The sequence below is a fragment of the Bradyrhizobium sp. GW821-FHT12B03 genome, assembly GCF_058807535.1.
Genome location: NZ_JBXAQU010000004.1, coordinates 81,032 through 102,554 on the forward strand (window position 1 = coordinate 81,032; position 21,523 = coordinate 102,554).

At 64.7% G+C, this 21,523-nt stretch carries 19 protein-coding genes; 8 read left to right on the top strand and 11 right to left on the bottom strand.

All coding sequences use genetic code 11. From position 1 onward, the window contains the following. Positions 1 to 106 precede the first annotated feature (106 nt). A complete protein-coding gene (locus AC1RUR_RS09945) occupies positions 107 to 1,231 on the top strand; it encodes a lysozyme inhibitor LprI family protein (protein ID WP_492843311.1) in 1,125 nt (374 codons plus the stop codon). A gap of 196 nt (positions 1,232 to 1,427) precedes the next feature. On the opposite strand, the gene AC1RUR_RS09950 is transcribed toward AC1RUR_RS09945, so the two are convergent. From AC1RUR_RS09950 to AC1RUR_RS09975, 6 genes are all read right to left on the bottom strand, one after another. Further along, positions 1,428 to 2,627, bottom strand: coding sequence for an ABC transporter substrate-binding protein (locus AC1RUR_RS09950; RefSeq protein ID WP_492843313.1), 1,200 nt, complete (start codon positions 2,625 to 2,627; stop codon positions 1,428 to 1,430). Between the two features lie 80 nt (positions 2,628 to 2,707). After that, entirely contained in the window at positions 2,708 to 4,546 is a 1,839-nt protein-coding gene (locus AC1RUR_RS09955) for an AMP-dependent synthetase/ligase (RefSeq protein WP_492843315.1), read from the bottom strand. Between the two features lie 96 nt (positions 4,547 to 4,642). After that, positions 4,643 to 5,431 (bottom strand): ABC transporter ATP-binding protein, encoded by a 789-nt coding sequence (locus AC1RUR_RS09960; RefSeq protein WP_492843317.1) that lies wholly within the window; start codon positions 5,429 to 5,431, stop codon positions 4,643 to 4,645. A gap of 4 nt (positions 5,432 to 5,435) precedes the next feature. Next, a complete protein-coding gene (locus tag AC1RUR_RS09965) occupies positions 5,436 to 6,194 on the bottom strand; it encodes an ABC transporter ATP-binding protein (RefSeq protein WP_492843319.1) in 759 nt (252 codons plus the stop codon). Further along, positions 6,191 to 7,342: a branched-chain amino acid ABC transporter permease gene (locus tag AC1RUR_RS09970; RefSeq protein WP_492843321.1), complete on the bottom strand. Its 1,152-nt coding sequence runs from the start codon at positions 7,340 to 7,342 to the stop codon at positions 6,191 to 6,193. Before AC1RUR_RS09970 ends, AC1RUR_RS09965 begins: the two co-directional genes overlap by 4 nt. 5 nt (positions 7,343 to 7,347) lie before the next feature. Then, positions 7,348 to 8,223, bottom strand: a complete 876-nt coding sequence (locus AC1RUR_RS09975; RefSeq protein ID WP_025575149.1) for a branched-chain amino acid ABC transporter permease — start codon at positions 8,221 to 8,223, stop codon at positions 7,348 to 7,350. Between the two features lie 261 nt (positions 8,224 to 8,484). Between AC1RUR_RS09975 and AC1RUR_RS09980 the strand changes: the two genes are divergently transcribed. The 5 genes from AC1RUR_RS09980 to AC1RUR_RS10000 all read left to right on the top strand — a co-directional run bounded on the left by AC1RUR_RS09980 (position 8,485) and on the right by AC1RUR_RS10000 (position 13,630). Beyond that, positions 8,485 to 9,234, top strand: a complete 750-nt coding sequence (locus AC1RUR_RS09980) for an ABC transporter ATP-binding protein (protein ID WP_492843886.1) — start codon at positions 8,485 to 8,487, stop codon at positions 9,232 to 9,234. Continuing rightward, positions 9,231 to 10,757, top strand: coding sequence for a permease (locus AC1RUR_RS09985; RefSeq protein WP_492843323.1), 1,527 nt, complete (start codon positions 9,231 to 9,233; stop codon positions 10,755 to 10,757). The genes AC1RUR_RS09980 and AC1RUR_RS09985 overlap by 4 nt, the downstream gene beginning before the upstream one ends. Positions 10,758 to 10,849: 92 nt before the next feature. After that, on the top strand, positions 10,850 to 11,665 hold the full coding sequence (locus tag AC1RUR_RS09990) for an MBL fold metallo-hydrolase (protein ID WP_492843325.1): 816 nt from the start codon (positions 10,850 to 10,852) through the stop codon (positions 11,663 to 11,665). Between the two features lie 65 nt (positions 11,666 to 11,730). Beyond that, positions 11,731 to 12,252, top strand: a complete 522-nt coding sequence (locus AC1RUR_RS09995) for a hypothetical protein (RefSeq protein WP_492843327.1) — start codon at positions 11,731 to 11,733, stop codon at positions 12,250 to 12,252. A gap of 325 nt (positions 12,253 to 12,577) precedes the next feature. After that, positions 12,578 to 13,630 carry an amidohydrolase family protein gene (locus tag AC1RUR_RS10000; protein WP_492843329.1) on the top strand — a complete coding sequence of 351 codons (1,053 nt, stop codon included), beginning with the start codon at positions 12,578 to 12,580 and terminating at the stop codon, positions 13,628 to 13,630. Positions 13,631 to 13,718: 88 nt separating this feature from the next. Here the strand turns inward: AC1RUR_RS10000 and AC1RUR_RS10005 are convergent, their stop codons facing one another. Next, entirely contained in the window at positions 13,719 to 14,174 is a 456-nt protein-coding gene (locus AC1RUR_RS10005; protein ID WP_492843331.1) for a cupin domain-containing protein, read from the bottom strand. A 239-nt stretch (positions 14,175 to 14,413) separates the two neighbouring features. Between AC1RUR_RS10005 and AC1RUR_RS10010 the strand changes: the two genes are divergently transcribed. Next, on the top strand, positions 14,414 to 14,968 hold the full coding sequence (locus AC1RUR_RS10010; protein ID WP_492843333.1) for a hypothetical protein: 555 nt from the start codon (positions 14,414 to 14,416) through the stop codon (positions 14,966 to 14,968). Positions 14,969 to 15,176: 208 nt separating this feature from the next. Here the strand turns inward: AC1RUR_RS10010 and AC1RUR_RS10015 are convergent, their stop codons facing one another. Then, positions 15,177 to 16,433: an aminopeptidase gene (locus AC1RUR_RS10015; RefSeq protein ID WP_492843335.1), complete on the bottom strand. Its 1,257-nt coding sequence runs from the start codon at positions 16,431 to 16,433 to the stop codon at positions 15,177 to 15,179. A 111-nt stretch (positions 16,434 to 16,544) separates the two neighbouring features. Then, entirely contained in the window at positions 16,545 to 17,906 is a 1,362-nt protein-coding gene (gene pcaB / locus AC1RUR_RS10020; protein ID WP_492843337.1) for a 3-carboxy-cis,cis-muconate cycloisomerase, read from the bottom strand. Positions 17,907 to 18,420: 514 nt separating this feature from the next. Here pcaB and AC1RUR_RS10025 point away from each other — a divergent pair. Further along, positions 18,421 to 19,980 carry a winged helix-turn-helix domain-containing protein gene (locus AC1RUR_RS10025; protein ID WP_492843339.1) on the top strand — a complete coding sequence of 520 codons (1,560 nt, stop codon included), beginning with the start codon at positions 18,421 to 18,423 and terminating at the stop codon, positions 19,978 to 19,980. A gap of 49 nt (positions 19,981 to 20,029) precedes the next feature. Here the strand turns inward: AC1RUR_RS10025 and AC1RUR_RS10030 are convergent, their stop codons facing one another. Next, entirely contained in the window at positions 20,030 to 20,452 is a 423-nt protein-coding gene (locus AC1RUR_RS10030; protein WP_492843341.1) for a GFA family protein, read from the bottom strand. Positions 20,453 to 20,662: 210 nt separating this feature from the next. Beyond that, on the bottom strand, positions 20,663 to 21,451 hold the full coding sequence (gene mddA, locus AC1RUR_RS10035; RefSeq protein WP_492843343.1) for a methanethiol S-methyltransferase: 789 nt from the start codon (positions 21,449 to 21,451) through the stop codon (positions 20,663 to 20,665). Between the last annotated feature and the right edge of the window lie 72 nt (positions 21,452 to 21,523).

Consider the following 21,523-nt stretch of genomic DNA (forward strand, 5'->3'; position numbering starts at 1 on the left):
CGCTCCATCCGGGCTAGGGACCTCACAAAAGCCGTCGCCCCACAAATTCATTCCACCGCGCGATCCGGGGCGCTAGCATGCCCCGGCAAAGCGGGGGACGACTGGAATGCGGTTCATCGGGCTGATTGTGCTTGCGCTGCTGGCGCTCGCGGCACCCGCGTCCGCGCAATCCGGCCCATCCGACCGCTCCATCGCCGACAAGCTGCCGCTGTTCGCCAAGAACAACTGCCAGCAGATTCGCGACCCCGGCAATCAATTGTTCTGCGGTGATGCCGAGCTCGCCGCCGCTGCCGAGAAGCTGGGCAGCGCGATCGAAGCACGGCTCGCCCGCCTGCCCGATCGCCTGCCGGCGATCGAGGAAAACGCGATCTGGATCCGTCAGCGCAATCTCGGCTGCGGCATCGTCGGCGAGACCAGGGTCCGTGCCGACGATGTCGACCGGGTCAAGGCATGCCTTCTCAAGGTCACCGCGGAGCGCGCCGCGATCCTGCGCGATCCGGATTTCGACTGTCTTGCGGCCAACACCGCGGCGGGCGCGCTGATCTGCGCGGACCCTTCGCTGGCGCTTGCCGAAACCGAGCTCAATGGCCAGGTGCTCAGCCTGATCGGCAAGCTGGACCCGACCGCGGCCCGCTTTGCCTATGCCGAATATGGCCGGTGGACGCGAGAGCGCGACCGCAGATGCAATCTCGTCGGCAAGGAGAACGTGCCGCTTGCCGAGCTCGAATCCGCGGAAGATTGTCTTGCCGACTATCTGAGGCACAAGACAGGCGAGATCGCTGCCGCCAAGGGCGATCCGAAGAAGGTGTTCGGCCGGCAGGTCGCGGCCCGCATCCCCGACACCGACGCCATCGACTTCTGCGCCGCGCGAATTCACGCGGCCAATTCGTGCGGCAATTTCCTGCGCATCAACCGCGTCTACGCCATCGACAGCCAGGTGACCGACCAGGAGGCGCAGGTCACGGGCGAGATCGAAATGGTCGTGCTGGCGCCCTTCAGCACATGCAGCAAGGTTGCCTCCGCCTGCACCGGCACCTGCTGGGACGCCAGGACGGGTCGTCCGCAGCCGGGAGCCGCCGGCGTCAAAGAACGCTCCGGGGACGTCTTCAACGTCACGCGGCGCCTGAGAATCCAGCGCACCTTCGCCTTCGTGAAAGCCGCCGACGGCTGGCGCTGCCGGGAGGACGAACTCGCGCCGGTGACCACGGGGACCGCGGGCGGGGGATCGTAGGTCTTTCTCCGCGTGTCACGCTCTCTTCCTTCTCCCCTTGTGGGAGAAGGTGGCGCGAAGCGCCGGATGAGGGGTTCTCTCCACTCACAAAACCGCTCGTGGAGATAGAAACCCCTCACCCGGCTTCGCTTTCGCGAAGCCACCCTCTCCCACAAGGGGAGAGGGTGCACTGAGCGCGCGGCACGGGCGCCCTCAATCAGAACATCAGATTGTCCTTCACCAGCACCCAGCGGCCGCCCTTGACCTGCTGCACCTGGGTGATGGTGTTGGCGAGGTGGTCGGTCTTGGAGAACTTCGTCGCGGGCGAGTTGAAGATGTCGAGGAACTTCTCGCCCGACTCGAGCGAGTCCAGCATCTTCTGTCCGGTGAGGTCCTTGCCCGCCTTCTGCGCATAGAAGGCGAAGGTCATCACCGCATTGTAGCCGATGATCGCCTGCGTGTTGGCGTCGGTGCCAAACATCTTCTTGTAGTTGACGAGCCAGTCGTGGACCTTGCCCTTGGCAGTGTCCTCATACGGTATCTCGAAGCCGCTCGCCGCATAGAGGCCTTCGACGGCTTCCTTGCCGAGCACGGGCACCTCCATCACGTTGACGGGCGTCGCACCGAGGAAGGTGACGTCCCAGCCGAGCTTCCTGGCTTCGGTCATGGTGCCGATGGGCTCACGCAGCACCGCGCCGAGCACGACGAGGTCGCAGCCGTCGGACTTCATCTTGGCGACCTGCGCGCTGAAGTCGGAGGCGCCGCGCTTGTAGCTCGTGATCGAGGCCGGCTGCACCTTCATGGCAGCCAGTTGCTGGTTGAAGCCGTCGAGCACGTTCTTTCCGTACTCGTCGTCCTGGTGCATGATGCAGGGCTTCTTGAAGTTCTTCCACTCCATCATGTATTTGAGCGCCGCGCGCGTGCTCTCGACATAGGGCAGCAGATTGTTGAACTTCAGCCGCTCCTGCGGCTTGGCCGGATCGAACTTGAAGGTGAACTCGGCGGCCGTCAGCGGAAAGAGCTGGAGCACGCCGGCATCGAGCAGGATATCCTGCGCGGCGAGCACGGTCGGCGAGCCCATCGGCCCCACCATCGCGAAGATCTTGTCGCGCTCGATCAGCTTCTGCGAAGCCAGCACGGCCTTCTTCGGATCGTAGCCGCTGTCCTCGACGACCAGCCGGATCTTGCGGCCGTTGACGCCGCCGGCGGCGTTGACCTCCTCGACCGCCATCTTCATGCCGTTGGAAACCGGCACGCCCCAGCCCTTGATCGGACCCGACAGATCCTGATGGGTGCCGATCACGATCTCGGTTGCCGAGATGCCTTCATTGGTGACCTTGGTCTGTGCCGCGGCCGGCAGACAGGTGAGCGCCACGGCGCTCACAGCAAGGCCGAACGTTCCTAACGATCTCGACATTGACGTCTCCTCTCCTTGGGGCCCGTATCATGCGAAGGGCGGGGGCCATCACCGCTTCGCTGTTTTTCGAATGAGACGATTCACGCCACCGCGCGCTGGCGATACATCGCGTCGATCTCGGCGGCGTAGCGCTTGTTCACGAAGTTGCGCTTCAGCTTCATGGTCGGCGTCAGCTCCTCGTCCTCGGGCGTGAGCTGGCGTTCGATCAGGAAGAACCTCTTGATGGTCTCGACGCGGGCGAAATTGACGTTGACCTGCTCGATCTCGCGCCAGATCAGATCCTGGATCTCGGTCGCCCGGCACAGGCTCGCATAATTGGTGAAGGGGATGTCATGGTCCTGGGCGAACTTCTCGACATTCTCCTGGTCGATCATGACGAGGCAGGTGAGGTACGGCCGCTTGTCGCCGATCACCACGGCATCCGAGATGTAGGGCGAGAATTTGAGCTGGTTCTCGATCTCGGACGGCGTGATGTTCTTGCCGCCTGATGTGATGATGATGTCCTTCATCCGGTCGGTGATGCGGACGAAGCCCTCGTTGTCGATGGTGCCGACGTCGCCGGTGTGCAGCCAGCCGCGTTGATCGATGGTCTCGGCGGTCTTCTCCGGCTGGTTCAGGTAGCCCATGAACAGGAAGTCGCCCTTGATCAGGATCTCGCCGTCGGGCGACAGCGCGACCTCGCCCCAGGGTACGGCGGTGCCGACCGAGCCGAGCTTGATCCGCGTCGCCGGCATCATGGTGGCGACGCCGCAATTCTCGGTCTGGCCGTAGAGCTCGTGCATGTCGATGCCGAGCGCGAGATACCAGCGGATCAGCTCCGGCGCGATCGGCGCCGCACCGGTAAAGGCGGTGCGGCAGCGATCGAGACCGATCATGCGGCGGATGTTGCGGAAGGCGAGCCGGTAGGCGATGCGGTTGGCGAGGCGCAGCGACAGCGGCGGCGCCCTGCCTTCGATCCGGCAATCGACCATGCGGTAGCCGATTTCGATGGCGCGGCGGTAGACCCATTGCTGCAGCGGCGTCGCATCCTTCAGCGCGATGGTGATGGCCGAATAGAATTTTTCCCAGATGCGCGGCACCGCGAGGAAGATGGTCGGCTGCACCTCGCGCAGATTGTCCGGCACCGTCTCCGGGCTTTCGGCAAAATTCATCACCGAGCCGAGCGCGACCGAGATGTAATAGCCGCCGATCCGCTCGGCGACGTGGCAGAGCGGCAGGAAGATCAGCCGGTCCTCGTTCTCCCGCGCCGGGATGAAGTCGTTGGCATGCCGCATCTGGTGCGTGACGCTGCGGTTGGCGTGCATTGCGCCCTTGGGCGGACCCGTCGTGCCCGAGGTATAGACGAGAATCGCGAGGTCACTCGCGACGCGGCTGTCGATCATCTCCTGCCACAGCGCTTCGCGCCCGACCATATGGTTGCGCCCGAGCGCGCGAAACTCGTCGAGCGACATCACCATGTCGTCGGAGAAGCCGCTGAGGCCCTCCATGTCGAACACGACGATCCTTTGCAGCGACGGACAGCGTGTGCGGCAGGTGAGGATCTTGTCGAGCTGCTCCTCGTCTTCGACGAAGATCACCCCGGTGCCGGAATCGTTGACCAGATACTCGACCTGGGATGAGGCATCGGTCGGATAGATTCCGGACGAGACGCCGCCGGCGCACAGGACGCCCATGTCGGCATAGACCCATTCCGGCACGGCATTGGCGATGATGGAGGCGACGTCGCCGGGCATGAAGCCGATCGCGCGAAGCGCGTAGGCGATCTCCTTCGAGATCTCCAGCCACTCGCGCCAGCTCGTCGGCTGCCAGATGCCGAACGTCTTCTCGCGGATCGCCGGCCTGTCGCCCCGCGTCTCGGCGGCGCGCAGGAAGCTTTTCGCGATCGTATCAGCGACCGTCAGCACCGCCGGTCGGGCCATGCACGTCTCCTCCTTGTCGCGCTCCCCTCCGCTGCCTGCCTTGCCGGCGGTCCATGTCTTGCGGACGGGCGATCCCATTTAACGCCAAGTTCGACTCTAACGCCAAGTTTTCTTCTTTTTCCAGCGCCGCTCGCCTCGTGCACCTGCTTCCTTGGCGCCAAGGTAGAACTCCTGGATGTCCTGTGAATGCATCAAGCGGTCGCAGGTGTCGTTCATCACGATCCGGCCGATCTCCAGCACGTAGCCGTAATGCGCCGTCTCCAGCGCCACCTTGGCGTTCTGCTCGACCAGCAGGATCGACATGCCCTGCTCCTCGTTGACGCGGCGGATGATCGTGAAGATCTCCTTCACCAGCAACGGCGACAGGCCGAGCGAGGGTTCGTCGAGCAGCAGCAGCGTCGGCCGGTTCATCAGCGCGCGGCCGATCGCGAGCATCTGCTGCTCACCGCCGGAGAGCTGGCCGGCCGGCTGATCGATCCGCTCCTTCAGCCGCGGGAAATAGCCGTAGACGCGCTCCATGTCTTGCGCGACGCCGTCACGGTCCTTGCGCGGATAGGCGCCCATCATCAGGTTCTCGCGCACGGAGAGGAACGGAAACACCTCGCGCCCCTCCGGCACATGGCTGAGGCCCAGCCGCACGATCCGGTCGGCCTCCATGCGCTGGATCGGCTTGCCCATGAACTCGATCGATCCCTTCTGCGGATCGAGAATGCCGGAGATCGTCTTCAGCACCGTGGTCTTGCCGGCGCCGTTGGCGCCGAGCAGCGTGACGATGCGGCCGCGCGGCACCTCCAGCGAGATGCCGCGGATCGCCATGATCGGCCCGTAATAGCTCTCGATGTTGGAGAGCTTCAGGATGATGTCCGGTGTCACCGCGGCATCCATCGCATCAGGCTCCCAGATAGGCTGCGACGACGTCGGGGTGCTGCTGCACCTCGGACGGCGATCCCATCGCCAGCACGCGGCCATAGTTCAGCGCGATGACGCGGTCGGAGACGCGGTTGACCAGCGACATGTCGTGCTCGACCATCAGCACGGTGACGCCGAGCTCGTTCTTCATGTCGCGGATCCAGAACGACATGTCGTCGGTCTCCTCGACATTGAGGCCGGAGGACGGCTCGTCGAGCAGGATCAGCTTCGGCTCCGAGCACAGCGCCCGCGCCAGCTCGATCACCTTGCGCACGCCGTAGGGCAGGCCCGAGATCAGCTTGTCGCGATAGGGCTCGAGATCGAGGAACTCGATCACCTGCTCGACACGGCGACGATGCACCTTCTCGTTGGCCCGCACGCTCGGCAGGAACAGCAGCTCCTGCCAGAGCTGCGTGGTCGAGTGCCGGTGCCGCCCGACCAGCAGGTTGGACAGCACGGTCGCATTCTCGAACAGCTCGATGTTCTGGAAGGTGCGGGCGATGCCGAGTCGCGCGATATCGTAAGGCGGCTGCTCCGTGATGTCCTGGTCCTCGAAGAAGATGCGGCCCGAGGTCGGCCGGTAGATCCGCGAGATCAGGTTGAAGATCGAGCTCTTGCCGGCGCCGTTGGGACCGATGATCGAGAGGATCTCGCCCTTCTCCACCGCGAACGACACCGCATCGACGGCCTTGAGGCCTCCGAAATGCAGCGACAGATTCTCGGCGCGAAAGTAGCTCATCGGTTGCGCTCCGACTTCACGTAGATCTTCTGCCGCTTGAAGGTGGCGCGCTTGTAGAGCGGAAACAGCTGGAAGAAGAGCTTGATCTTCAGCCAGCGGCCGTAGAGCCCGAGCGGCTCGAACAGCACGAACAGCACGATGATGATGCCGTAGATCGCGCCCTTCAGCCCGTTGAGCGAGGCGAAGGCCGCGACCTTCGCCTGGACGTTTGCCGCAGTCGCCGTCCCCGCGCCGAACGTCGCGGCGATGCCGGCGATGATGCCGGGCATGTCGTCCTTCAGATAGGTCAGGAACGGGTCGATCATCACGATGAAGATCGCGCCCAGCACGGCGCCGTGCAGGCTGAAGCTGCCGCCGATCAGGATCACGATGATGAACTCGATCGAGAGCTGGAGCGTGAACATCTCCGGCGAGATGAAGGAGAGCTTGTGCGCGAACAAGACGCCGGCAAAGCCGGTGATCGCCGCGGAGATCGCAAAGGACTTCACCTTGTAGAGCGCGACGTTGACGCCCATGCTGCGCGCCGCGGTCTCAGAATCGCGGATCGCGACGAAGGCGCGCCCCGTCGGCGAGCGCAGCAGATTGAGCGTGCCGACGATGGTCAGCACCAGCACGGCGAGACACAGGAAATAGAAGGTCGGGCTGTCGCGCGGCACCGCGACGCCGAACAGCGACAGCGTCTTGACCCGCATGCCCTCGTTGCCGTTGGTGACGCTCTCCCAGCGCGCCAGGATTTCCTCGACGATCAGGGCAAAGGAGATGGTGGCGATGACGAGATAGATGCCCTGGAGCCGCAGCGCGGGAAAGCCGACCATCGCTCCGATGCAGCCGGTCAGAAGGCCTGCGGCGAGGAAGTAGACCGGGAACGGCACATTATACTTCTGCAAATAGGCGGCCGTGTAGGCACCGATCGCGAGGAACGCCGCGTGCCCGAGCGAGGCCTGCCCCGTGAAGCCGGTCAGGATCAGCAGCGCCACGCCGACGGTTGCGTAGATGCAGACGAAGACGAGCTGGCTCATCAGATAGCTGGAGAGCACGTAGGGCGCGATCAGCAGCAGCGCGAGCAGGATGCCGTAGGAGACGATGTAACCCGAATGCGGAAACAGCTTGATGTCGTCCTCGTAGTCGGTCTTGAACAGGAAGCGCATGGCGTTCAGACCTTCTTGCGGACGTGAAGGCCGAACAGGCCTTCGGGCTTGAGCAAGAGCACGGCGAGCAGCACGATGTAGGGCGCTGCGTCCTTCCAGCCCTCGGCCAGATAGAAGCCGGCCATGCTCTCGATCACGCCGATCAGGACGCCGCCGACCACCGCGCCGGGGATCGAGCCGAAGCCGCCGAGGACTGCGGCGGGAAACGCCTTGAGCCCGAGCACGAGGCCGACATTGGAGTGGATGAAGGTGATCGGCGCCAGCAGCACGCCCGCGCAGGTCGCCACCGCCGCGCTGATCGCCCAGACGATCGACACCACGCGCTTGACCGGGATGCCCATGTAATAGGCCGCCAGCATGTTCTCGGAACTGGCGCGCATCGCGGTGCCGAGCGTGGTCTTGTTGAAGAACAGCCAGAGCAGCGTGCACAGGATCATCGTCGCCGCGATCACCGAAAGCTTGTCATAGGCAAGCACCAGCGAGCCGATGCGCAGCACGCCCTGGCTGAACGGCGTCTCGATCTTGAGATCGTCGGTGCCCCAGATCATGCCGGCGATCGAGCGCAGGAAGTAGCCGAGGCCAATGGTGGCCATGATGATGGAGAATTGCGGATAGCCGAGGATCGGCCGCACCACGACGCGTTCGGCCAGCATGCCGAACAGCGCCATCGCGGCCACGGCACCGGCAAAGCCGATCCAGTAGTTGAGGCCCATCATGCCGATGAAGGTGAAGGCGAAGAAGCCGCCCAGCATCATCAGATCGCCCTGGGCGAAGTTGACGACCTCGGTCGCCTTGTAGACCAGCACGAAGCCGAGCGCGATCAGGCCGTAGACGCAGCCGAGCGCAACACCGCTAACCAGCTGCTGAACGAAATCCAGCATCGCCGCGCTTCCTCCCGATGCAACCGGCGGTTCTTCGATCGCCTCGCCGCATCTTGTGTCCAGTCGCTACGCAGTCGTTTCGCCGCGTTAGCGTCATTTGTCCCGGCGCCAATTCAGCCTGAACGCCCGCGCGCTGTCAACAAAGGGGGGCTTTCCTTTAGTCCAAGGTGGATGACGGCAATTGCGGCAGCACGATTCACCGTGCCGAAACATCTTCAGGTCATGGTCGCCGGCGATGCAAAACCGGATGGTGTGGCCGTCATGAAGCCGGACAGCTCGGCGCTGGAAGTCCGAGGGTTAACGAAGCGTTTTGACCGTTTGGCGGTCGATGACCTCGATCTCACCATTCACGCGGGTGAATTCTACGCCCTGGTCGGCCCGAACGGCGCCGGCAAGACCACCACTTTGCGCATGGTTGCCGGCCTCTTGCGGCCCGATGCCGGCGCGGTCTCGATCTTCGGCATCGATGCGCTGGGAAACCCCGTCGCCGCCAAGCAGGTGATGGCATGGGTGTCCGACGAGCCGATGATCTATGACAAGCTCACCCCGCTCGAATATCTCGAATTCGTTGCCGGGCTCTGGGGCATCGCGCCGTCCGTCTCGGAACCGGTTGCCGAGGGGCTGCTCGGCTCGCTCGGGCTCGAAGCACACCGGCACGAGCGCTGCGAGGGCTTTTCCAAGGGCATGCGCCAGAAAGTGGCGCTGGCCGGCGCGCTGGTGCACGATCCCCGCCTCATCATCCTCGACGAGCCGCTGACGGGGCTGGATGCCGTCTCCGCCCGTCACGTGAAGGGCCTCCTGAGCGAGCGCGTCCGCGCCGGCTGCACCGTGATCATGACCACGCACATTCTCGAGGTGGCCGAGCGAATGGCCGACCGCATCGGCGTAATCGCATCGGGCCGCCTGGTCGCCGAAGGCACGCTCACCGAGCTGCGCCAGCAGAACGGCCATGCCGACACCAGCCTGGAAGATCTCTTCATCGCGCTGGTGACGCTCCAGGAAGCCGCATGAGCTCGGCGACTGCGCTGTCCTGGTTTGCGCGCCACGAGCTCCGGCTCGCCTGGCGCGAGTGGCTCGCCATGATGACCGGCGGCAGGCGCAAGCGAACGCGCGCCGCAATCATCGGCCTGCTGCTCTTCGCAGCGCTCCTGCACGTGCCGGCCTGGGCCGTGATCGGCCGCTTCGCCGATCTGCAACTGCCGCTCGACAAGCCCTCGCTGATCGTGATCACAGCGACGATATTCCTGGCCTGGACCCTGATGCTGTCGCAGGCGATCGAATCGGTGACGCGGGTATTCTATGCCCGCGCCGATCTCGATCTGATCATGTCCTCGCCGGCGCGGCTCGCCAATCTGTTCTCGGTGCGGATCGCCGCGATCGCGCTCGCCGTCACGGTGCTGGCGCTGCTGTTCTCGACGCCCTTCATCGACGTGCTGGTGATCGGTGGCGGCACGCGATGGCTTGCGGCGTTCGGCGTCGTGGTCGCGATGGGCCTGTCGGCTGCGGCGATCGCGATTGCCGTCACCATCCTGCTGTTCCGCCTGATCGGTCCGGCGCGGACGCGCTTCGTGGCGCAGATCCTCGCCGCCATCATCGGCGCCGGCTTCGTGATCGCGCTTCAGGTCGCTGCGATCATGTCCTATGGCACGCTGTCGCGCATCACCATCCTGACATCAGGCACCTTCGCCGAACATGCCCCCGACGTCGACAGCATCTGGTGGTGGCCGGCACGGGCGGCCATGGGTGACAGCGAGGCACTGCTGCTGCTGCTCGCGCTCGGGCTGGTGCTGCTCGGCAGCGTCATGGCGATCTTCTCGGGCCGCTTTGCCGACACCGCGATCGACGCCGCGGCTTACGGCACGTCCGGCCGCCGACGCGCGAAGCAGCGCCCGTTCCGCGGCGGATCACGGCAGCAGGCATTGCGGCGCAAGGAATTTTTGCTGCTCTGGCGCGATCCCTGGCTGATCTCGCAGACCCTGATGCAGCTGCTCTATCTGGTGCCGCCGGCGCTGCTGCTCTGGCGCAGCTTTGCCGACAGTTCTGCGGCGTTGACGCTGATCACGCCCGTCATCGTGATGGCGGCGGGGCAGCTCGCCGGCGGGCTGGCCTGGCTGACGATCTCGGGCGAGGACGCCCCCGACCTGGTCGCGACCGCACCACTGACGCCGTCCAGCGTCATCCGCGCCAAGATCGAGGTGGTGCTGATCACGATCGCCATCATCTTCTGCCCGCTGGTCGCGGCGCTGGCATTCGCCTCGCCGATCCAGGCCGCGGTCAGTGCCGGTGCAATCATCATCAGCGCGGCCTCGGCGACCGCGATCCAGCTCTGGTTCCGGGTGCAGGCCCGGCGCAGCCAATTCCGCCGCCGCCAGACCTCCTCGCGGCTCGCGACCTTTGCCGAAGCCTTCTCCTCGATCGGCTGGGCCGCGACCGCCGCGCTGCTGCTCGCGCTGCCGCTGGCCGGCCTCATCAGCGGCCTGATCACCGCGAGCCTCGTCGCGATTACCTGGAGGTGCAGTCCGCGGCGGGAGTGAGGGTGCGACACTGACGCGCTGTTGATCGCGTCCTGTTGGCCACACGCTGCATTGCACGCTAGACTTTCCCTGAAGTCATCGGGGACGGATTCATGTGGCGACTGGTTTCGGCGGCTCTGGCGCTGTTCGGCGCATTCCTCTCCCCTGCCCTCGCCCAGCAGCTGCCACAACGCAGCGAATGCCTGGCGATGGCCAATGCCGCGCCGCGCGCCATGCCGGTCGCCTTCCGGCAAGCCGCGGCTGCGGCCGAGGTCGAGATCACCTATGCCGGCCATTCCACCTACATTATCGACACGCCGGGCGGCTTGCGCATCGCGACCGACTATAGCGGCGCCTATCAGATCGGCCGGCTGCCCGATGTGGCCACCATGAACCGGGCCCACAGCACCCATTACACGCTCTTCCCCGACAAGCGCATTCCCCATGTGCTGCATGGCTGGAGCGAGGACGGCAAGCCGGCCATCGTGTCGGAGCGCATCGGCGACACCTTCGTCCGCAACGTCACGACCGACATCCGCCGTTATTTCGGCGACGACGCCGGCACCGACATGATCCGCGACGGCAATTCGATCTTCATCTTCGAGGTCGCCGGCCTCTGCATCGGCCATCTCGGCCACCTCCACCACAAGCTCGACGACAGCCATTTCGCCCAGATCGGGCGGCTCGACATCGTGATGGTGCCGATCGACGGCACCTACACCATGTCGCTCGACGGCGTTTCCGAGATCACCAAGCGGCTGCGCGCTTCCGTGGTGCTGCCGATGCACCGTTTCGCCACCCCGCTCGACGACTTCATGCGCCGCATCGGCCAGCAATTCGAGATCGACCGGCGCATCGAGCGCTCCTTCCGCATGTCGCGGGACACGCTGCCGTCGGCGCCGACGGTGATCATCCTCGACGGCGTCTGAGGCGCAATTTTCTCCAAGCCGGCTGTCGTCCATCGGTGCTGATCTCCCCGCAACGGGAGATCGACATGACGGACTTTGCGAGATTGTTGCACGCGGACGGACCAAACCCCGAGCACGCCGCAGCGCTCCAGCTTTATGGCCGCTTCGTCGGGAACTGGGATGCCGAGATCACCGCCCACGGCCCCGATGGAACGAAACACGTCGCGCCCGGCGAAATCCATTTCGGCTGGGTGCTGGAAGGACGCGCCGTCCAGGACGTCTGGGTCATTCCCCGTCTCACCGGCAGCCCGGCCTTTCCGATCGCCGGCAACTGGTACGGCACCACGCTGCGGGTCTATGACCCCTCCATATCCGCGTGGCGGATCTCCTGGTTCGATCCCGGCCGAAGCGTGTTCCGCCAGCAGATCGGGCGGCCGCAAGGGGAAGACATCGTGCAGGAAGGTACGACCGAGTCCGGCGACCAGACGCGCTGGAGCTTTGTCGACATCGCCGGAGATTCCTTTCGCTGGCTCGGCGAGGTCAAGCCGGCTGCGGTAGCTGATTGGCGGCTTGTGGTTGGCGTCAGAGCAACCCGCCGCGAGGCTTGAGATCGACTGGCTTTTGATTGAACAAGTCGGCTCCGCGCCCGCCGCAACCTCTCCCGCTTGCGGGGGAGGTCGGCGCGAAGCGCCGGGTGGGGGCTCTCTCCTCGTTGGGAATCTCTCCGTGGAGACACCCCCACCCCAACCCTCCCCCGCAAGTGGGAGAGGGAGCGGACCTTCCGTGTGGCGGCAATCGAACGAAACCCAATTCGTGCAAGTCACCGCACCGCTGTGCTCGCGATGACGGGTGCGGTTGCGCAACGCGCGCTGCTGCGCGTGATGACGAAGTGCTAGGCTCCCGCCACAAAAATATAAAAGGGAGCGAACGCCAATGGCTGCAAGCGGTCTGCCCGCCAACACGAGCGGGCTATTCGTCGAACCGCGCGAGGACTGGCTCGCGCTGCATCGGGAGGAGATCATCGATCCCTCGCGACCGATCGTCGATCCCCATCACCATCTCTGGAATCGCGGGCACCGCTACCTGATCGAGGAGATGGCTGATGACATCGCCTCCGGCCACAACGTCATCGCCACCGTCTATGTCGACTGCCGCTCGATGTATCGCGCGCACGGCCCCGAGGCGTTTCGACCGGTCGGCGAAGTCGAGTTCGCCAACGGCGTCGCCGCGATGAGCGCGAGCGGTGCTTACGGCACGGCCGCGATCTGCGCCGGCATCGTCAGCCATGTGAACCTGCTGCTGGGCGATGCCGCCAAGCCGGTGCTGGAAGCCGAGATCGCGGCGGGCAACGGTCGTTTCCGCGGCATCCGGCATTCCTCGGCCTGGGACCAGGACCCTGTCGTCGCCGGCATGTATGCCAACCGGCCGAAGGGGCTGTTGCAGGATCCGACCTTCCGCAAGGGTTTTGCCTGCCTGGCGCCGCTGAATCTCAGCTTCGATGCCTGGCTGTTTCATCCGCAGATCGACGAACTGACCGAGCTTGCGCGCGCCTTCCCCGACACCAGAATCGTGCTCGACCATTGCGGCGGCCCGGCCGGCGTCGGCCGCTTTGCCGGGCGGCGCGAGGAGGTGTTTCCGCAGTGGCGCGCCTCGATCCGCGAGATCGCCAAATGCGAGAATGTGGTGGTGAAGCTCGGCGGCCTCGCGATGTGCCTGCTCGGCCATGACTTCCATCTGCGCGAGAGGCCGCCGTCGTCCGAGGAGCTTGCCGTGGCCTGGCGACCCTATATCGAGACCTGCATCGAGGCGTTCGGCCCGAAGCGCGCGATGTTCGAGAGCAATTTTCCGCCGGACAAGGGCCAGTGCAGCTACCAGGTGATCTTCAACACCTTCAAGCGCATCGCCGCGCCCTTGGGCGAGGCCGAGAAGACGGCGCTGTTCGCACAGACTGCGATCGATTTTTATCGGCTCGAGCTGCCCTCGTGACGAGAAGAGGGGCCGGGATATGGATCCCGACCCCTCTTCGTCGTGGCCGCTGGGAAGCGTCCTTGAAACCTTATTGTCCGGGCCTGCGCTAGCCAGCACCCATCAGCGAGGCGGGACGGCGCTCGCCGGTGGAGGCGAAGATCTTCTTGAGCTTGTTGACGACGCGGATCAGGAAGCCGATCATGACCGGATTGGTCTTGCGACAGAAGGCGATCTTCTTGACGTGGCCTTCGACATGCCATTTGGCATGCGCACCGTCGCGGAAGAAGATGACGTCGCCGGGACCGTAGCGCTTCGGCGGCATGCCGTCGCTTTCGAGCACGATCGATCCTTCCATGATCATGATCGTCTCGTCGATGTCGTAGTACCAGTTGAAGCGGCCTTCGGTGCACTGCCAAATGATGGTCGAGGCGGTACCGTCCGCGCTGGTGGACAGGATGCGCGAGCGCGACACCGGATTGCCCTCGATGATCCAGGACGGCTCGATCGGCCGCAGCTCGAGATCCACATTGCAACTGCCGATTTCAATCATTGCGCGCGACATCTGTTTCCTCAGGGAATAAAATAGGTTTTGGCCCGGTCGGGGCCCGGATCGTTTCCAATGATGTTCGCAACGCTAGTGATCGGCTTTTAATTCTTTCTTACGCAGGCCTCGACAATCAGCCGCAAGTTGCATGTGCGAAGCAGTTAACGCCGCGATTTCCCTGCAAATTCGCGCACATGAACCCTTCTTTTCCGGGGTGCGACAAAATGCGCGAAGACTATCCGAAAGGAGCCGTGCTGATGCCCCTCACACCCGAGGTTCTGGCAGCCAACAGCCAGGTGGTGGCCCGGCTCGGGAGCCTTGATGTCTCCTTCACGCCGGACGAGGAGCGCTGGTTTACCATCGACGGCATCGAAAACCCCCGGCAGATCGGCAGCGACGGCTCCGGCGGCGCCTTCGTGCTGCTGCCGTCGCAGCATGTGCTCTACGTCTCATCGGAAGGCCGCGCAGGAATTATCGCTGCCACGTTCGAGGCCTTCATCCAGCTCGTCGTCGCCCGCCCCTATTGGCTCGACATCCTCAAATTCTCCGCGGGCGGCGACCTCGCGCAGATGCGGCGCGCGGCCGATGCGCTGGAGGCGACCCTCGACGACGAGGACGAGGTCAACGAAGCCCGCGAGGGAATCCGCGATGGCCTCGACCTGCCCCCGCCGGACGATCCGCTCGGTGCGCTCTACGATGCGGTGGCTGCGTCCGACACCATCGTGCGGGCCACCGACGGCAGCCCGTTCACGACGCTGTTCAACCGCTTCAGCATCGACAACAACCCGTCGCTGCGCAACGCGGCGGCGTGACGGCAACGCGCTAGAGCAAACGTCTAGGAAAGACTGTCGCCGGGATGCTGACCTCTCCCCGACGGGGAGAGGTCGGATTGCGCAGCAATCCGGGTGAGGGGGTGCGACACCCAGTGAGGCCAGAACCCCTCACCCGGATCGCATCTTCGATGCGACCCGACCTCTCCCTACGGGAGAGGTGAGAAGCTCCCCGCGGCACGATTGTCGGTTACTTCGCCCACTCGCCCTTGCGGAACACCGGCACCTTGCTGCCGTCGGCGAGAATGCCGTCGATGTCGGTCTCGGCCGAGCCGATCATCCAGTCGATATGGATCAGGCTCTGGTTGCCGCCTTGCGCGGCGATCTGCTGCGACGTGAGCTGGGCGCCGTTGACGAAGCATTTCGAGTAGCACTGGCCGAGCGCGATGTGCGAGGCCGCGTTCTCGTCGAACAGCGTGTTGTAGAACAACAGCCCGCTCTGCGAGATCGGCGAGGAATGCGGCACCAGCGCCACCTCGCCGAGCCGGCGCGCGCCCTCGTCGGTGTCGAGCACCTTGTTCAGCACCTCGGCGCCGCGCGAGGCTTTTGCGTCGACGATCTTGCCGTCCTCGAAGCGCACCGCGATGTTGTCGATCAGCGTGCCCTGGTAGGACAGCGGCTTCGAGCTCACGACATGACCATAGACGCGGCGGCAATGCGGCGTGGTGAAGACCTCTTCGGTCGGGATGTTGGCGTTGCAGCTGATGCCGTTCTTGGACAGAGAGGCGCCGCCTTCCCATTCATGGCCGTCGGCAAGCCCGATGGTGAGGTCGGTGCCCGGTCCCGCGTATTGAAGCGCGCGGAAACGCTGGCCGTTGAGCCAGTTGGTGCGCTCGCGCAGCACCGCATTGTGGCTCGCCCAATTGGCCATCGCGTCCTCGCGGTCGACGCGGGAGGCGGCGAAGATCGCGTCCGCGAGCTTGCCGATCGCGACGTCCTCGGGATCGTTGGGAAATACCTGCTTGGCCCAGGACGGGCTCGGATAGGCGATGATGTTCCAGTTGGTGTCGAAATTGACGATCTTTTCCAGCGCCGGCTGATAGGCCATCGAGTTGGCCTTGCTGGCGCGCGCCACCTTGGACGGATCTTCGCCCGACAGCAGCATCGGATTGTCGCCGACGATGGCGAGCCGCGCGGTGTTGTCGGAAAATGCCTTGGCCATGCCTTCATAGAGCCAGCCGGCGGCGCGGTCGAAACTGTTGTCGTGACCATGGCGGTAACGCGCCAGCGTCATCTCCTCGTCCGACAGGATCGGCGTCACGATACCGGCGCCGGCCTTGTAGGCGTGCACGGCGATCCGCCGCACCAGCGGCAGCGCGATCGCCGGCGCCGTCAGGAGCAGATCCTGCCCCGGCCGCAAGCCCAGGCCCACCTTCACCGCCACCTCGGCCAGCCGGTCGAGTTTCGCAGGATCGATGGGAGTGGGGGTGATGCGCTGATCGGTCATGCCGGGTCCTCTGCCGAAAGTCTCGTTCAATCTAAGCCTAGCATCGCGAGACACAAGTATGCGAGCGTCTTGGAGGCTACGAAAGATACGCGGTTTCACGCATCTTGGTTGTCAACGCGTTGCCGATTTCAGCACCCGGTCAACCATGGCAGGCGCGAGACCGAGGTAATTTTTCGGTGAAGTCAGCGCATCGATCATGGCGCGGTCGATTCTGGCAGAGACGCGCGAATCGGACGAGAGCGCGTCCGCCAGCGTCAAACCCTTCTCGTTGGCGAGCCGGCAGGCATCATAGACCACGTCATGCGCCTCCTGCCGCCCGATCTGCGGCGCGAGCCCCATCATGACCGCTTCGGCCACGATCAGGCCCCGGCTGATGGCGAGATTGTCGTTCATCTTTGTTTCGTCCACGATGAGACCCGCAAGCGCGAACCTGGCCTGGTGCAGGGCGCCGGCCGTCAGCACGAAACTTTCGGGGATCGCCATCCATTCGGCGTGCCAGGGGCCGGTGGCGCGCTCGAAATCCTGCACCATCGCATCCAGCATCAGGCCCGCGTGCTGGCGCACCGCCTTGGACGCCGCCAGCATCAGCTCCGAGGAGATCGGGTTGCGCTTCTGCGGCATGGTCGAGGAGGCGCCGCGGCCCTTGACGAAGGGCTCGTAGACCTCGGCGAACTCGGTCGAGGCCATGATCATGATGTCGAGCGCGATCTTGCCGAGCGAGCCGGTGACGAGCGCGAGGAAGTTCACGGCCTCGGCAAAGCCGTCGCGCGCGACGTGCCAGGTCGCGGCGGGAACGCCGAGCTTCAGCTCGTCGCAGAGCGCCTCCTGCACCTCAAACCCCTTGTCGCCGAGCGAGGCCAGCGTGCCGGCGGCGCCGGCGAACTGGCCGACCAGCACGCGCGGCTTCAATTGCGCCAGCCGCTCGGCGTGGCGGTCGAACATCGCCAGCCAGATCGCGGTCTTGTAGCCGAAGGTGACCGGCAGCGCCTGCTGGAGATGGGTGCGCCCCGCCATCGGCGTGTCGCGATGACGCTTCGAGAGATCGGCGAGAATCTTTCGCAGCTCCGCGATGTCGCGCGCGACGATCTCGAGCGCGGCACGCAATTGCAGCACCACGGCGGTATCCATGATGTCCTGCGTGGTCGCCCCCCAATGCACGTAGCGGCCGGCCTCGCCGCATTGCTTCACCATCTGGTGCACCAGGGGAAGGATGGGATAGCCGACGATGTCGGTCTCGTGCCGGAGCAGGTCGAAATCGAGCGCGGCGAGGTCGGTCCGCGCCGCGATCTGATCGGCGGCATCCTGCGGGATCACGCCGCATCTCGCCTCCGCCTTCGCCAATGCCACCTCGACCTCGGCATAGCGGCCGACCAGCGCGACGTCGGAAAACACCTCGCGCATCTCGGCCGTTCCGAAGGCATCGCGGAACAGCATGGAGTCGAGCACGGTGGTCGAGGCGTGAAAGGCGGGCATGGGCGTTTCTTCGTGGCTGTTGTTTTGTGTGAGGCAGCTTACGCAGGCCACGCTGTTCGGCAATGGACATTCATCGTTCGTCACATGTTCGATGCCGTGCGATCGTCTCGCACCGACGCGCCAAGCTACCGGCTCCGTCATCCCGAGGCGCGAACCATGCGACGCAACGCCTCGCGTGGAGAGCCTCGTAGGATGAACGGCCCCGATGCAGCCGGGCCGTCGCCCTGCGCGCGCCGCTGAAGAAGCGGCCACCGACAACCGCTTCGCGGTTGCGCGGAGGTGACGGTGATGAATTGTGGGCCTCAGCGAGATCAGGCTGAGTTCGTAGCCCGCGACAATCTGACCGGAACGATCAAATTCTAATTCAGGTTGTATTCCCCCTCGAAACCGGCATGGCAGCGATCACGCGATCGTGGTGAACCAGTTCGACCGCTCGGCGGACTCACAGACTTCGAGTCGAAATCCGTTTGATTTCATCATCGCCCGATGTCGCCGTGAGGTCTGAGTTTTCGACGTGCAGTTTCTGTTCCGGGATCACCTTCTCGATACCGACCGGCGCGAGCTGAGCCGCGAGCAGGTTCCCGTTTCCGTGGAACCGCAGGTTTTCGACCTCGTCGTCCATCTCATGGAAAACCGCGACCGGGTGGTCAGCAAGAACGAGCTGATCGACAAGATCTGGCACGGGCGCAGCGTCTCCGAATCCACCCTGACCAGCCGGATCAATGCGGCACGCAAGGCGGTCGGCGACAACGGCGCGAGCCAGGCGGTGATCCGGACCATCGCGCGCAAGGGATTTCGCTTCGTCGGCGATGTCGAGACCAAGCTCACAGCGGCCATGCCGGAACCGGGCCGGTGGATACGGGCGCCGCAAACGGCACTCGCGCTGCCCGAGCGGCCCGCCATCGCGGTGCTGCCCTTCACCAACATGAGCGGTGACCGCGAGCAGGATTATTTTTCCGACGGCATCAGCGAGGACATCATCACCGCGCTGTCGAAACTGCGCTGGTTCTTCGTCGTGGCGCGCAACTCTTCCTTCATCTACAAGGGCCGCGCCGTGCACATGCACGAGGTCGCGCGCGAGCTCGGCGTGCGCTACGTCGTCGAAGGCAGCGTGCGGCGGAGCGGCGAACGCGTGCGCATCTCGGCCCAGCTCAACGACGTCTCGACCGGCAGCCATCTCTGGGCCGAACGCTACGACCGCGAGCTTGCCGACATCTTCGCCGTGCAGGACGAGATCACCGAGGCGATCGTCGCCGCGGTCGAGCCGCAACTCTACGCCGCCGAGAGCTTTCGCGCCCAGCAGAAGCCGCCGGGCAGCCTGGATGCCTGGGACCTCGTGATGCGCGCAATGTCGCATTACTGGCGCATCACCCGCGAGGACAATGCGGCCGCGCAAGGACTGCTCGAGAAGGCCGTCACGATCGATCCCGCCTATGGCAAGGCGCTCGGCCTGCTCGCGACCAGCCATATCTTCGGCGCGCATATGGGCTGGGCCGATATGGGCGCGATCGTGCCCGTCGCCGAACGCGCGGCGCTTGCGGCGGTGGAGGCCGATCGCGAGGACGCCTGGGCCCATCACGGCCTCGCCTATACCTACCTGTTCCGCCGCCGCTTCGACGACGCGCTGGCGGAGTTCGAGCTGGCCTTGAGGCTCAATCCGAATTTCGCGATGGCGCACGCCTTCTACGGTGTCACGCTGTGCTACGCGGGACGATGGCATGACGGCGATGCCGCCGCGCGCCGCGCGCTGCGGCTGAGCCCGCGCGATCCGCTTGCGGCGATCTATTGCGGGGTGGCGGCCTATGCCCAGTTCATCGGACATAACTACGAGGGAGCCGTGCAGTTGGCGCGGGAATCGATGCGGCAGCGCGCCGATTTCGTCGGCGCCCATCGCGTGCTGACGGCGGCCGCCGGCATGTCGGGTGATCCGGCCCTTGCCGCATCGGCGCTGGAAGGCCTGCGCCGCGCCCAGCCCGACATCTCGCTCGCCTGGATCACAAGCGAGATGCCGATGCTGCGGGAAGAGGATCGGACGCATTACCTCGAGGGATTGCGTCGCGCCGGGATGAGGTAGGCGTTCACCCTCCCCTGGAGGGAGCCCTCCGGGGAAGGGTAAGGCGCTTCTACTCCTGCATCATCTCGCCGCTGCCGCCGAACTCGGCCGGAAAATCCTTCAGCTTGGGCAGGCCATCGCGCATCGGCAGCACCGTCTCGGCATAGTTGACGTGGACGCCCGGCGTGAACGCGAGGGTGGGGATGGTGGCGGTGAAGACGTCGGTCAGGCCGAGCGGCGGATGATTGGTCATGAGATGGCCGCCGCACATCCTGCAGAATTTGCGCTGGCTGAGCGGCGTCTTGGCGAAGGTCTCGACATGCTGCGCGCCTTCGGTGATGCGCACGGCTTCGGGCTTCCACAGGCTGAAGGCATTCACCGGTCCGCCGGACCAGGAACGGCAGGAGCGGCAATGGCAATAGCCCATCGCCTCCGGCGCACCCGTCACCTCGACCGTAACCGCGCCGCAAAAGCAATGTCCGACATGTTTCATTTGGTCGTCTCCGTTGATGAAGATTGAAAATCCTCTCCCCGCTCCGGTTCACCGGGATCTCGGCGAGGGCGGATGCGGGGAGAGGCGTCGGGGTGAGGGGGAATCACCCCGGGGGACGGCGAAGGCCGGACTCCGGCAGAGCTTGTACTACGCGCCTCGCAGCCGCCGCGCATCCTCCGTTCGGCGGACGCGCGCGGAGAGGCAGAAGAATTAGACTGACCGGCGCCACGGAATAAGCATCGACACGCGTTGTTTGTACTGCCGGTACTCGTCGCCGAAGAGATTGACGAGATCATGCTCCTCCAGCGCGATGCCGACGAAGATGTAGAGCGTGGTCACGGCCGCGAACAGCAGATGGCCCGCCGTCATGACCGGCGCCGCCCAGAACGCAATGATGAAACCGAGATAGATCGGATGGCGGACGAACTTGTAGAGCAGCGGCGTCTTGAAACGTGGCGGCGTCGCTTCCTTGCCGACGAGATGGTTGGTCACCTGATGCAATCCGAACAATTCGAAATGATTGATGATGAAGGTCGAGGTGAACACTAGCACCCAGCCCACGAAGGACAGCGTGACCAGCGTCACGGCGAGATCCGGGTTTCCGACGTTCCATATCTCCGTCGGCAGTGGGCGCCACTGCCAGAACAGCAGAAGGAGCGACAGGCTCGCGAACAGCACATAGGTGCTGCGCTCGACCGGCTTGGGGACGAACTGCGTCCACCACGCCTTGAATTGCTGCCGCGCCATCACGCTGTGCTGAAGGGCGAACAGCGTCATCAGCAGCAGATTGATGACGACGGCCTCAACCGTCGGCGTGTCGGTTCCGGTGTCGATGGTCTTCGGCACCACCAGCCCCATCACGAAGCCGATGGCGTAGAGAATGGTGACGAAAAACACGAGATACGCCGCAATTCCGTACAGAAAGGCGATGAACTTGAAAATGCGTGAGCCCGCAACCTCCGGGCCGACCGAATGAACCTGGTGATCAATTTGGGACATGAAAAGCTCCGTTGTGCCAAAACGTCGGCACTTCATTGGTCTCTGCACCATGCCGCACCAGAGCGCCCCGGA